A 13,494-nucleotide genomic window follows, 5' to 3' on the forward strand; every position below is an offset into this window, starting at 1 on the left:
TCGATTTAATGGGTCAAATAAATACTGAATACGTGTGAGGTATTCAGTCCGCTATTCAAAGATTCTGATTCAAGAAATTTGCCAATTCCTTTATTTTCTCTTCATTCCGTTTGTAGTACGTGTATTTGCCGATCCGGTTGGTTTGAATCAGTCCGGCCCGCTGCAGAATGGACAAATACTGCGAAACCGTCGACTGTGTCATATTCAACTTATCCGTCACCTGACTGACACACACCCCGATTTCCCGCATATCCACTCCTTCTTGGGGCACAAAATGTGTCTCAGGCTCCTTCAGCCATTGCAAAATCTGCAGCCTCGACTCGTTAGACAACGCCTTGAACACTTCAATCAGATCCATACCATTTATTATATCTACATTTCTCGATATGTCAAGTATGTTAGATCCAGCAATGTTAAATGTTTCAGCCCATTCTTTTCTAAACTCGCCATTAGCAACTTTCAAGCTATGTAAATCTGTAGAAACGACAACATTTTGACTACGTTTAAATGAAATGTATTGACATTCCATGAAAAAGAAAAAGTGCCAAATTCCTTTCATATCAAGGATTTTGACACTTGATGAAAATCAGTGAAACGATATGGTGGAGCATATTGGGGTTGATGGAACTTGCCATGCACCGGGAACCCCTGCTCTATCGGTTGCAGGTGCTTATTTTCCAGGTCCATATAAAGTGCCTGTTTATGACGTAGAAATCATTGGGGTCGTTTCAAATAAAGCGCCTTATGGTGCGCACCGCGGATATGGAAAGGATATTGCCAATTATCCTATTGAGCGGATGATGGATATAGCAGCTCGAAAACTTGGTATATCACCAGAAGAATTAAGACGTCGCAACTTTATAAAGAAAGACGAATTTCCTTATCAACAAATTTCTGGACCGCTTTATGATAGCGGAGATTTTGATAAACTTATGGATCTCGTAATGGATAAAATCGATTATCAAAACTTTAAAAAGAAACAATTAGAGCTTCGTAAACAAGGCAAGTACATTGGACTTGGAATCGCCGCTATGCTTGAGCCGTCTGGCGCTGCTGTCTTTAATGGCATATTTAATGGTTATCAGGCAGCAACTGTACGAATGACGCCTGAAGGACATTTCCAAGTATTAACCAGCCATCAGAACATAGGTCAAGGGGTTGAAACAACGATTCCACAAGTTGTTTCACAAGTTATGGATGTAGATATAGACGATATTCGATTTGTTTATGGAGATACGGATATTACGCCGTACGGATTAGGTCCATTTTCTTCCAGAGGTGCAATGTATACTGTTTCTGCCGTATATGAAGCTGCCAAGATGTTAAAGGAGAAGCTTTTAAAAATTGCCGTTTATCTGCTTAAGGAAGATCCGGAAAATCTTGAAATGGCAAATGGAACAGTAAGGGTTAAAGGGACGACAAATCCGGAAGCAGCCATCAGTTTAAAAGAAATCGGCAATAAAGTTTATCTATGGCCGGGACCTTATGCGACAGTGCCGGAAGGAATAGATTGCAATTTAGAAGCAACCTATACATGGACGAGTAAAGTAGTGAAGTGGGAGCCTGATGAACACGGGCGAGTCAATCTTTATACGACACATCCGACAGGAGTCTTTGTTGCTCTAGTAGAGGTTGACATTAAAACCGGGCTTGTGAAAGTAGACAAATTCGTTGTTTCCCATGATTGCGGCACAATTATCAATCCTATGATTGCAGATGGACAAATTGCCGGCGGCATCGCACATGGAATTGGCGGCGTGCTGTTAGAAGACCTTGCATATGACAGCAACGGATTCATGACAAACCCTGATTTTCAGCATTACTTATGTCCAACTGCAATGGATGTATCAGACATCGAAACCATTCACATGCAATCCCCATCACCTTTTACACCGCTTGGTACAAAAGGAATGGGAGAAGGCGGAACGATTCCGTCTCCAGCAGCAGTAGCGAATGCGGTAGAAGACGCTTTATCACCTTTTGGTGTAATTGTAAAAGATTTACCAATTACTCCTGAACGAGTTTTAGAATGGATTAAGCAAGGGGAAATGCAAAATGTCAAATCATAATTGGGAAATATACCCATTGGTGCTTGGAGAAGCAGATGTATCAAAGGTATTAGATACATTTTGGTCGCTGAGCGGTGACAAATCGATGGTAACGGTGCCGATTTTAGCCTGGCTTTTAGTTCCGACATTTAAGGAAGAGCCAATTTTAGTTGACACCGGTTTTCGAGATGCTGAACGCTGCCAGACCGTCCATGGCTTAGGTCCTCATCGGACAAAACCTGAATGGAGCCTTCGCACCCAATTGAAGAACCATGGCTTTACAGCTGAAGAGATAAAAAAAGTAATCCTAACTCACCTTCATTATGATCATGCAGGAGGATGCGCCGAATTTCCGAATGCAAAATTCATCGTCCAACGCACTGAATTGCAGGCTGCTGCGGCACCGATGGTTTCTTCACAGCTGGAAATAGGGGGAGGAGCGTTATTTTACGATAGAAAAGACATTGCAGAATTAATCGACCCTTTATGGCCTCAAGTTCATTTGATCGAAGGGGATACAGAAATTGCTCCTGGAGTGAAATGTGTCTTATTCCAAAACACTCATACGCCAGGCAGCCAAGCAGTTTATGTCCAAACGGAATTCGGCACCGCCGTTATTCTTGGAGACATTGCCAGAAATGTTGAATTAAATATTAATCAAGAAATTCCACCTGGATTATTTTACGATTTAGAGGCTACCTATCGAGCGATGATTCGAATTAAGAATGAGGCTGATATTGTTCTTCCTAGTCATGATTATGAAGTAGTAAAAAAATATAGGAACGGACTAAAAGAAGGGACGTCAGTTCATGAAAATTAAAGGAATTGAACGAGTGGCATTGCAGGTAAAAGACATCGATCAATCGATCACATTTTTTTCGAAGCTCTTCGGAACAACTTTTCAGCGGCAAAATGTGCAAATAAACGATTCCGTGATAAAAGTGGCTTTTTCTCCGCTAGGAATTGAACTTTTAGAAGAGACAGATTTAGAGAAAGAATCATTGAGAAGCTTTCACCTTCGTGTGGAGAACATACAAGACGTTCATCCTGCTGTTTTGGAAGCTGGAGGTGAGATTCTCGCGCACTTTACAGTGGGAGAAATGGAACATATGATTGTGAAAATTGGAGATTTTCGAATTGTATTTGTATCTTACGAAGGTAATGATTCTTTGAAAGCGTTATCTTCCGGAAAATGATAGGTTAGGGGGAAGAATGAATGAAACCAGTTCCATTTGAATATGTGGCTGTTAAAAGTGTAAATGAAGCGATAACCGCACTCGAAAAGTACGGAGACAATACAGTCATCATCGCTGGAGGACAAAGTCTGATGCAGGAAATGAATTTAAGGCAGGCTCGTCCTTCATGTTTGGTTGATATAAATGGGATCACAGATCTTGATTATATTGAAGAAACGGGTGATGCCATTAAAATCGGGGCATTAACAAGGCACCGCACCGTTGAAAAGTCTGAAATTGTAAAACGAAATTGTCCTTTGCTTCAGGAAGCCGTTACCCATATTGCGCATTTCCAGATCCGCAATCGAGGTACGATAGGAGGAAGCCTGAGACAAAATCCGCCAGGCGCTGAATACGGAGTCGTTGCTCGTGTGTTAAATGCTCAGTTTGTCATTGCCGGTCCTGATGGCAAACGCGTACTTTCCGGAGAAGAGTTTTTCGTCAGCCACTTTAAAACAGCAGTGAAACAAAATGAAATCATTGTCGAAATCATATTCCCAAAATTAACAAAAGAGACGGGATATGGATTTTTGGAAGTAACAAGAAGACATGGACATATTCCCATTGTTTCAGCAGCGGCGACTCTTCAGTTAAATGAAGATGACACGGTGAAAGATGCTCAGGTAGCTTTAGGGAATGTCAGCCCTCAAGGTGTCCCTTACAAAGTGCAATCTGTTTCACAATTGATTGGGAAACCATTTACTCAGGAAATTCTTGATCAATTAGCAAACGATATAAAGAATGAAGTCAATCCAGATCCTGAAGCAGATGCAAAAGCTGGCTATACATTGCAGCTTTCGAGAATCATGGGACGCCGTGTTTCTGAAATTTCCAGTGCTGAGTATCGAAAAGAAGCGTCATCCGTATTGAGTATTCGGGCTTTACAAAAGGCATACCAACAAATTAAAGGAACATTTCAGTAATGAAGAAAAATAAAAAGTCCCCTTGGTTTTGATAAGGGTTTGAGGCCGTTTCCCTAACGAAAAAACCAAAGAGGACTCACTTGTATTATAACCAGATGAAAAAATTAAGCAAATGACACTAGTAACAGTCATTACCTGCATTCATCTTTTCCGAAAAGAGCTCGAGATGATCGCTGCTCGTTTCATTTTCGAAAATTCAATCATTGACTTTGAACCATTGAAGAAAGGTCATTTGTAGGTGTTGAATCAGACAAAATGACCGCTATAAAAGGCTTGATCATACCGAGAGCCGGCGGTCTTCTTTTTACGAATGCTGTCACCACCGATCGCTGCGGCTTTAATTCGGAATACAGACGAATTTTTGTAAGTGTACGGAGAACATGTTCGCCTTCACTCGCGGTTACACCGAATGGTCCCAATAGAAGCGACCATGAGACAAATGTAAATTCAAGGGGGTTATAACGGGATGTTTCACTTCCTCATAGATAAGAAAACATCCCTTTACCCATATTTCTTCAATATATAGCATTTGTGCGGGGTTTGAAAAGTTTTAAAGAAAATGTGAGGAAACAACAAATAAATAATGAAAAGTAGGGGGAGGAATTTACATGATAGATAAAACTACTCGCAAAAAAATCACGGTCACTGTCAATGGAACGGTATATGAGCGTGAAGTGAATGTTCGGACATTACTAAGTGACTTTCTCCGAAGAGAATTAGGTTTAACGGGAACACATGTTGGTTGTGAACAGGGGGTGTGCGGCGCTTGTACGATATTGGTGGACGGTCAGGCAGTCCGTTCCTGTTTGCTGTTAGCAGTTCAAGCAGATAATCGCTCTATTACCACCATTGAAGGAATAGGAACGCCTGATCACCTTCATCCGATTCAGGAGGCTTTTTGGGAAAATCATGGTTTGCAGTGCGGGTTCTGTACTCCAGGATTTGTGATATCTGTTTACGAATTTTTAAAAGAAAATCCAGATCCATCCGATGAAGAAATTCGTGAAGCGTTGTCCGGTAATTTGTGCCGTTGTACAGGATATCAAGGAATTATTAAATCGGTAAAAGCAGCTGCAGAAAAATTAAAACAATCGGAATTGGCTGGTTAAATAAATAATCAGGGGCTGCCTGATAAGTTCCTAAAATGAAGGATTTGGGAGAAATACTACTGTGAAGGACAAAAATAATGGAATCAAATTTGTAAATGTCCTTCATAGAGGCAATGAAGTCCAATAAGAAGCAATTGTATGTGCTGAATGTCCGTCATAAAACTTTTGAAGAACCTAATTCAGAAAGAGAGCATAAGAAAAGTCCTTCATAAGTCTTCTGAAGGATATAAACAAGATAGGAAAAATGGTCTGTCCGATAAGTTCCTAAAATGAAGGGGCTCCAAAAAGTCAGTTGACCCTGACTTTTTTGGACAGCCCCATAGTTTTTCAAACGACTAGGAAAATCGTTTCTGCTTTAGATGAGATTGTGACTCATTCTTAAAGACTATCTATGTTCGTATTTGACTTTAATCATAATAAAATCAAGATTCTAGCAAAAGCATATCTGTATGGTGTTGGAATAAAGGGAGGTTTATGGAAATGGAAGAACTGCTTCAAACGTACCACTTAAATGAAAACAATTTCAATTGGGATAAAAACCGGTTCATACAAGCATGGCGCATTATGAACACGATACGTGTATTTGAAGAAAAAAGCATTCAAATTTACAAAAAAGGACTCATGGGTGGATCACTTCACTCATCTATTGGCCAAGAAGCTGTAGCAGCTGGAGTTTGTATGAATTTGAAAAAAGACGATTATATTTCCATTACGTATCGGGGGCGTGGTCAAGCATTAGCAAAAGGGGCCGATCCTTTTCAATTATTTTCCGAAATTTTAGGGAAGAAGACAGGCTATTGCAAAGGAAAAGGGGGCCCTATGCATATTACATCTCAAGAGCTTGGAATATTAGTAGCGAATGGCATCGTCGGTGCAGGTATTCCAATTGCTGTCGGAGCAGGTTTATCCATCAAAACGTTGAAAAAGAATCAAGTTTCTGTTGCGTTTTTCGGAGATGGGGCGACAAACCAGGGAGCATTTCATGAAGCTCTAAATTTGGCTGCGATCTATAAACTGCCGGTCGTTTTCGTTTGCGAAAACAATCTATATTCAGAAATGACGCCAATTAAAAATGCTGTATTAAATGAGCATTTAGCAGAAAGAGGACTGGCCTATCGCATTCCGTCGATCATCGTGAATGGAAATGATGTGCGAGCTGTATATGAGGTTGCAAAACAAGCTGTGGAACGGGCGCGTTCAGGTGAAGGGCCTACCTTTATAGAAGCCAAAACTTATAGATTGTTAGGACATATGATCGGTGATGCGGAGACGTACCGAACAAAAGAAGAAGTGGAGGAATGGAGACAAAAAGAACCGATCAGATATTTTCGGGATGTATGCTTAAAACAAAATGTATTGAACGAAAAAGAATTAGATGAAATACAACAACAAGTCATACAAGAAATTGACATTGCATATGAACGTGCGATGAAATCTGAAGAACCTGAAATGGAGGAGATCTTTAATGATGTCTACTAATAGAATCATCAGTTATGCCCAAGCAATCAATGAAGCTCTTAAAGAAGAAATGGCATTAGATGATAGAGTAATCCTTTTAGGGGAAGATATTGGTTCATATGGCGGCGTTTTTAAGGTGACAAAAGGTTTGTTTGATGAATTCGGAAAAGAACGAGTCATCGATACACCTATCTCTGAAACCGGATTTATCGGAGCAGGAGTTGGGGCAGCGATGACGGGGTTAAAGCCGGTCATTGAGATTATGTGGATTGATTTTTCGCTAGTAGCGATGGATCAAATTATTAATCAGGCAGCGAAAATGGCCTATATGTCTGGAGGACAAACGAGCGTTCCGATGGTAATACGTACACAAGGCGGCGGGGGAAGAGGAAATGGCGCCCAGCATTCGCAAAGCCTTGAAACATTATTTGCACATATTCCGGGGCTCAAAGTCGTTGCTCCTTCTACCCCTTATGATGCGAAAGGATTATTGAAATCATCCATCCGGGAAGGAAGTCCGGTCATATTTATTGAACATAAAATGCTTTACTCTCAAAAAGGAGAAGTTCCGGAAGAGGAATATACGATTCCTTTAGGAAAAGCAGATATTAAAAGGTCTGGAAAGGATGTTACGATTGTTACGCTGTCAAGAATGGTACAGTTTTCGCTTGAAGCTGCAAAAGAATTAGAAAAAGAAGGAATCGATGCTGAAGTAATTGATTTGCGTACTCTTGTTCCTCTAGATATAGAAACAGTTAAGGAGTCAGTAAAAAAGACGAACCGAGTAGTTGTTGTGCATGAAGCGACTCGTTCTTACGGCTGGGGAGCTGAAATTGCTGCCAGAATTCAAGAGGAGGCTTTTGATGATCTGGATGCACCGGTACAACGAGTGGGGGCGGAAGATGTTCCTGTTCCATATAACTTAAATTTAGAAAAAGAAATGCTCCCGCAAACGAAAGATATCATTCAAGGAGTAAAAAAATCTTTGTATTTACAATTGGAAACAGTGTAATGGCACAGTACAACAATTATTTGAAAGCATTTTGATAAATAATTGCAATTTCACTAGCATTGCAGTAATTAAATCTGATGATTCAAAATGCTAAGAATGTTCAATTTTTTATTGATTTCGAAACAAAAAAATCCTTTACAATGGAAGTACAGGTGGTTCCTGCCCAAATCCAATCGTAAAGGATAACCATTATGGACAAGAATACACTAATTTCATCATTTGGTAAATGGGTTTCACCCATAAATATTCAAAAACTTAGCGAACAAGTCAAAGAATTGAAACAGGACTATTACACAAAAAAGCTGACAACAGAAGCCTATATTAAACTTTTATTGGTAGCCCAGCTGCTCGAATTTAAGAGCTTAGAGGAAATGAGTGATGCACTTGTAGACGAAGATCTTCAAAAAGCACTCGGATTTGAATCGATAAGTGCCTCTCAGCTATCCCGAAAAAACAATCAGATCCACCCACTAATTCTTGCAAATTTGTTCTTGGATCTTGTTTGGAAAATTCAACGGTACCATTGTCAAAACGGAAAGAATATGCCACTGAAAATCATTGATTCAAGTACACTCCCGTTGAATTTGACCCATTATAAATGGGCAAAATTCCGGAAAACAAAAGCTGGTGTAAAGCTACACTTACGGCTCGTTTTCATGGATAAAGACACCGTCTATCCTGAAAAAGCAGTGATTACGACAGCAAAAGAACATGACCGAAATCAACTCGAAGTCCTAGTGGATGATCAAGAAGCCATGTATGTGTTTGACCGCGGTTATGTGGACTATGAACGTTTTGATCGGATGACAGATGATGGCTATTTCTTCGTTTCAAGACTGAAGAAAAACGCAGTCATTCGTGAAGTCTATACATTTTCACTTCCTGATGATTGTCACGTTCTATCCGATAAAATGGTCTACATTGGTACCACACAAAATCGTACTGAAAATGTCTTTCGTCTACTAGAAGTTATGGACACAAAAGGGAACTTACTTCGTTTCATCACCAACCGATTTGATTTAAAACCAGAAGAGATAAGTGATATTTACCGATCTCGCTGGGCTATTGAACTCTTTTTCAAATGGCTCAAGCAACACGTAGAAATTAAGCACTTTTATGGAATGAGTGAAACAGCTATTCAAAATCAAATTTTCTTAGCCCTGATCACGTATTGCTTACATGTTCTCATTCAATTGGAGATGAAAAGTAAGAAATCCCTACTTCGAATTACTCGTTGGTTAAAGAGAGCTCTGTGGAAACCAGCTTATGTTTGGTTGCGAAAATTTGATGGGCGAGCCAGTCCATAATCTCCCTTTTGTCGTTGTCGCTCTGGTTTAACTGTATATATTTACCAAATGGACAGTGCCACCTTTCTTTAGGCTTTGTCTTTTTGGCACAAATTCACAAAAATTGATTAACAGAAAATTCTGACTATATTTATGCAATGCTAATGTTGCAATTTATAAACACAAAAAGATGCTATCTATGTGTTATGACGAAGGAGGAAAAAAGGTGCGGCAGGAAATTGTACTTCCTAAATTGGATTCATCAATGGAAGAGGCTCGTATAGTTTCATGGGAGGTCAAAATTGGTGATACCATTAAAATAGATGACCCAATTTTAATTGTAGAAACTGAAAAATCCAGTCTTGAGGTTGAATCGGAAGTAGAGGGAACGTTAGAAGAAATTGTTGTGGATGAGGGTGAAACTGTACCAGTAGGAACTGTTCTTGCATATGTATCGAGTGGTAAGCATTCCACCGATCAAAAAGGCAGTTCCGATCATAATCCTGTAAAAGAAGAGAACATCTCACTAGGAAAGACTGAAAGAATCCGAGTTTCTCCAGCAGCTAGAAGACTTGCAAAGCAGCGCGGAGTAGATCTAACCAAAATTAAAGGTTCGGGACCAAGGGGAAGAGTGATTCTGAAAGATGTGGCGGAAGCTGCTGCAAATGTAGTGAATCAAAGTGTTAAAATAGAAAATAAAGTCATAGCATCGATACATGCTAAAGGAAAAAGGGTTAACCTTACAAGTATGAGAAAAACGATTGCGCAGCGAATGACCGCAAGCTTTATGAATGTTCCTCAATTCCAAATCAAGAAAAGAGTCGATGTATCATCCATTGTACAATTGCGGCAGGCAGTAGTTTCAAGCATTGAACATTCGGCAGGCGTTCGTTTATCATTTAATGATTTTCTCATACAGGCGGTGGCTTTAACATTGAAGAAATTCCCGAGGGTAAATGCCTCATTCATAGATTCTGAAGGAGATCCTTATATTTTGGAGCATGAAGATATTAATATTGGTCTAGCGGTTGCTATTGATGACGGTTTAGTTGTTCCCGTCATCCATCAGGCAGATCAATTGTCCTTAATCGAGATTGCAGAAAAAAGAACAGAATTGGTTGAAAAAGCGAGAAAAGGCTTATTGAAGCCTGAAGAAATGCGTGGAGGAACTTTCACAATCTCCAATCTTGGCTCAGTTGGAGTTGACGAGTTTGTGGCAATCGTAAATCCTCCTGAAACCGGCATCTTAGCAGTTGGAAATATAATAGAACAGCCTGTTTTAACGAATCGTCATGAAACTTTGATAAAGCCGATGATCACATTAAATGCTTCATATGATCATCGTACAATTGATGGCGCCTACGGTGGAAGATTTCTCGCTCAATTATGTGATCAGCTGCAATCAGGTCAATGGAATATCTTTTCAACAGTAAAATAATGAAATCATTAGGAAGAAAAGGACTTATTTTTATCATGCTTATAACGTTGCCATGATGAGCATTCGAACATTAAAACAATTTTTTCGGAGAAGGACATAAAGCAAAGCTTTTAATCATGCTATCTTTGACACTGATCTGAGGAGCAGGAGATGGTGCACATCGAAAATATTGTCTGAAGATTTAGAATGACTAGACATAATTTTCAACTTGATAGAAACATATAATAGGATTTCCGGCCATCTCCTTTTTATAAACCAAGGTCAGCAGGTTTTATAAGCAGTACCGGAGGCAGTACCAGAGTATCACTCGTTTTTGAAAATAAGCTTGCTTGAAAAATTGAAACAAATGACGGAGTTTTAGATGGAGTCTTCTCCATCCTCCGCCATTTATATTTTTAGGCGGTAACTAAAAAACAAGTGAGAACTGATTCATCATCGCCTATATCAAAAAGTTTCGAAAATTCAGAACAACTTGAAATTTTCATGAGAAGCTTTTTCTCCAAAATAATGTTAGCATGATAGGAGAGTGTAAAAATGGGCAATATGAACAAAATAACCGATACCCTTCAGCGTCCTCTCCGTGATTTGCGCATTTCAGTTACTGATCGGTGTAATTTTCGCTGCCGCTATTGTATGCCAGCGGAGATTTTTGGTCCTTATTTTCAATTTCTCAAAAATGATCAGTTGCTCAGTTTTGAGGAAATAACTCGACTGGCTCGCATTTTTGCCTCACTTGGCGTCGAGAAAATTCGCCTATCAGGGGGAGAGCCGTTGCTGCGCAAAGAGCTGCCGAAGTTAATTGAAATGCTCGGTTCTATAGAGGGTATTTCTGACATTGCTTTGACTACGAACGGTTCTCTTCTTGCCAAACATGCGAAAGCGTTAAAGGACGCTGGTCTTCACCGTGTCAACGTTAGTTTGGACAGCTTAGATGATAAAGTTTTTCGCCAAATGAACGGCGGCCGCTGTGACGTCAAAACAGTTCTTGAAGGGATTGAAGCGGCCGCAAAGGCAGGTATGAAGGTGAAAGTGAATATGGTTGTACAAAAGGGGATCAATGATCAGGACATTGTGCCCATGGCGCGTCACTTCCGCGGGACCGGACATGTTTTACGCTTTATTGAATTTATGGATGTAGGAAATAGCAACGGCTGGAATCTTACACAAGTGGTATCTAAGCAAGAAATTTTCGAACGTGTGAACGCTGAAATGCCGTTAGAACCAATCCCGTCCAATTATTTTGGAGAAGTAGCCTCTCGTTATCGCTATCGCGGCACAAATGAGGAAATAGGCATTATTTCTTCCGTAACGGACTCTTTTTGTTCCACGTGCACAAGAGCTCGACTCTCAGCGGACGGCAATCTTTACACCTGTCTATTTGCTTCGCAAGGGACAGATTTGCGGGCGCAGCTCCGCAGCGGGGCAAAGGATGAAGAAATTAGGAATCTCATTCAGGATGTTTGGAGCCGTCGAGCTGATCGTTACTCTGAAGAAAGATTTAACAATACAACGATGCCGAACAAAAAGAAGATAGAGATGTACTATATTGGAGGATAAAACAGAGCGGGGGGAGAAAAGAACATATATTTCAGCTAATCGCTATGATAACAACGAAATTGTCGGTCGATTGAAGGGACAAAAGAACGTATTTTTCAACTAATGAAAGGCGCAGGATCATTTCAAAATATACAGGTGGTGATTGCATGTTATATATCCCGAATTCTTCCCCTATCCCATTTGAAGAAGCACAACGTCTTATTCTTTCTACGATACGTCCCCTTCCGGTTATGACCATACCTCTGTCTAAAGCTCTTGGGTACTATCTAGCGGAAACGGTAAGGGCAGATCACGATGTCCCTATGTTTGACCGTTCCACTGTAGACGGTTACGCTCTGCGTGCGGAGGATGTGATCAATGCCAGCGCTTCTGACCCGGTAAAGCTGAAGGTTTTGGAAGAGATTCCCGCTGGATATTTACCTCAACAAAAAATTACCCAAGGTACGGCCAGCCGCATTATGACGGGAGCACCTATCCCCGAAGGTGCAAACGCAGTCGTTATGGTAGAGAAAACTGAGAATGCAATGGAAGATAGCGAAAGCGTTTTGGTTTATCAATCGGTTAAAATTGGCGACGCTATTGCCAAAAAGGGACAAGATGTTGAAGAAGGGAAGGACGTCCTCACACAAGGGACGCTTTTAGGACCAATTGAACTGGGTCTGCTCGCTACATTCGGGATTGCATCTGTTCCGGTTTATGCGAAGCCTAAGGTTGGTATTCTTTCAACGGGAAGTGAATTATTAAACGTAGACGAGCCGATCGTCCCTGGAAAGCTTCGTGACAGTAACGGCGTAATGCTGGCCGGTCAAGTGAGTCAAGCAGGAGGTGAACCGGTTTATTTCGGGATTGCCCCGGACAAAGTAGAAGAGCTAGAAAAAAAGATGCTAGAGATTCTACAGCAGGTGGACATTTTAGTAACAAGCGGGGGCGTGTCCATGGGCGAATATGACTTCCTTGGAAAGGTATTTGAAAAAATTAATGCGAAAGTGATATTCTGGAAAACATTAGCTCGCCCTGGAATGCCAGTTTTGTGCGGAGTATGGCAGGATAAGCCGATTTTTGCTTTGGCAGGAAATCCAGCTTCGTCTTACGTCAATGCACATCTTTATGTGCTGCCTGCTATACGCTATATGAGCGGTTCTAAGGATCCGCTGCCGAAACGGGTAACGGTTGTATGTGACGAGGCAATTGAAGGGAAGCAAATGCTTCACACCCGGTTTTTACGAGGATTAACGTACGTTTCCCCAACCGGTGAACTAAGAGTGAAAATATCAAAGAAACAAGCTTCTAATGTTCTGTCCAGCTTTCTGGAAAGCAATTGTCTCGTTAAAGTGCCTGGGGGAAAAGGATTTAATGCAGGTGAGAAAGCGGAAGTGTATTTGCTGGGTGCGGTTGAGGAATTGAGACAGTGACAATGAGTCTGGGGGA

Annotated in this window: 12 protein-coding genes; 11 read left to right on the plus strand and 1 reads right to left on the minus strand. The window is 40.7% G+C overall.

Annotated features, from left to right (window positions below):
• Window positions 1-55 precede the first annotated feature (55 nt).
• On the minus strand, window positions 56-358 hold the full coding sequence (locus NSQ41_RS02610; protein WP_339199948.1) for a metalloregulator ArsR/SmtB family transcription factor: 303 nt from the start codon (window positions 356-358) through the stop codon (window positions 56-58).
• Between the two features lie 241 nt (window positions 359-599).
• Between NSQ41_RS02610 and NSQ41_RS02615 the strand changes: the two genes are divergently transcribed.
• The 11 genes from NSQ41_RS02615 to glp all read left to right on the plus strand — a co-directional run bounded on the left by NSQ41_RS02615 (window position 600) and on the right by glp (window position 13,478).
• Window positions 600-2,069, plus strand: a complete 1,470-nt coding sequence (locus tag NSQ41_RS02615; protein WP_339210931.1) for a molybdopterin cofactor-binding domain-containing protein — start codon at window positions 600-602, stop codon at window positions 2,067-2,069.
• Window positions 2,056-2,868 (plus strand): N-acyl homoserine lactonase family protein, encoded by an 813-nt coding sequence (locus tag NSQ41_RS02620; RefSeq protein WP_339210933.1) that lies wholly within the window; start codon window positions 2,056-2,058, stop codon window positions 2,866-2,868. The genes NSQ41_RS02615 and NSQ41_RS02620 overlap by 14 nt, the downstream gene beginning before the upstream one ends.
• The gene (locus tag NSQ41_RS02625) at window positions 2,858-3,244 is read left to right on the plus strand and encodes a VOC family protein (RefSeq protein ID WP_339198640.1); all 387 of its coding nucleotides are present in this window, start codon (window positions 2,858-2,860) and stop codon (window positions 3,242-3,244) included. Before NSQ41_RS02620 ends, NSQ41_RS02625 begins: the two co-directional genes overlap by 11 nt.
• A 20-nt stretch (window positions 3,245-3,264) precedes the next feature.
• On the plus strand, window positions 3,265-4,206 hold the full coding sequence (locus NSQ41_RS02630; RefSeq protein WP_327873641.1) for a xanthine dehydrogenase family protein subunit M: 942 nt from the start codon (window positions 3,265-3,267) through the stop codon (window positions 4,204-4,206).
• A 608-nt stretch (window positions 4,207-4,814) separates the two neighbouring features.
• Window positions 4,815-5,315: a (2Fe-2S)-binding protein gene (locus tag NSQ41_RS02635; RefSeq protein WP_063386354.1), complete on the plus strand. Its 501-nt coding sequence runs from the start codon at window positions 4,815-4,817 to the stop codon at window positions 5,313-5,315.
• Window positions 5,316-5,795: 480 nt separating this feature from the next.
• Entirely contained in the window at window positions 5,796-6,794 is a 999-nt protein-coding gene (locus tag NSQ41_RS02640; protein ID WP_339210935.1) for a thiamine pyrophosphate-dependent dehydrogenase E1 component subunit alpha, read from the plus strand.
• A complete protein-coding gene (locus NSQ41_RS02645; RefSeq protein WP_339210936.1) occupies window positions 6,784-7,785 on the plus strand; it encodes an alpha-ketoacid dehydrogenase subunit beta in 1,002 nt (333 codons plus the stop codon). Before NSQ41_RS02640 ends, NSQ41_RS02645 begins: the two co-directional genes overlap by 11 nt.
• Before the next feature lie 191 nt (window positions 7,786-7,976).
• On the plus strand, window positions 7,977-9,092 hold the full coding sequence (locus NSQ41_RS02650; protein WP_339210938.1) for an IS4 family transposase: 1,116 nt from the start codon (window positions 7,977-7,979) through the stop codon (window positions 9,090-9,092).
• A gap of 205 nt (window positions 9,093-9,297) precedes the next feature.
• The gene (locus NSQ41_RS02655; protein ID WP_339210939.1) at window positions 9,298-10,509 is read left to right on the plus strand and encodes a dihydrolipoamide acetyltransferase family protein; all 1,212 of its coding nucleotides are present in this window, start codon (window positions 9,298-9,300) and stop codon (window positions 10,507-10,509) included.
• Between the two features lie 543 nt (window positions 10,510-11,052).
• Window positions 11,053-12,066 carry a GTP 3',8-cyclase MoaA gene (moaA, locus tag NSQ41_RS02660; RefSeq protein ID WP_094246421.1) on the plus strand — a complete coding sequence of 338 codons (1,014 nt, stop codon included), beginning with the start codon at window positions 11,053-11,055 and terminating at the stop codon, window positions 12,064-12,066.
• 146 nt (window positions 12,067-12,212) lie between these two features.
• Window positions 12,213-13,478 carry a gephyrin-like molybdotransferase Glp gene (gene glp, locus NSQ41_RS02665; protein ID WP_339210940.1) on the plus strand — a complete coding sequence of 422 codons (1,266 nt, stop codon included), beginning with the start codon at window positions 12,213-12,215 and terminating at the stop codon, window positions 13,476-13,478.
• Window positions 13,479-13,494: the final 16 nt, after the last annotated feature.

It is taken from the genome of Aeribacillus sp. FSL K6-8210 (assembly GCF_037963925.1).
Lineage (GTDB): Bacteria > Bacillota > Bacilli > Bacillales > Aeribacillaceae > Aeribacillus > Aeribacillus composti.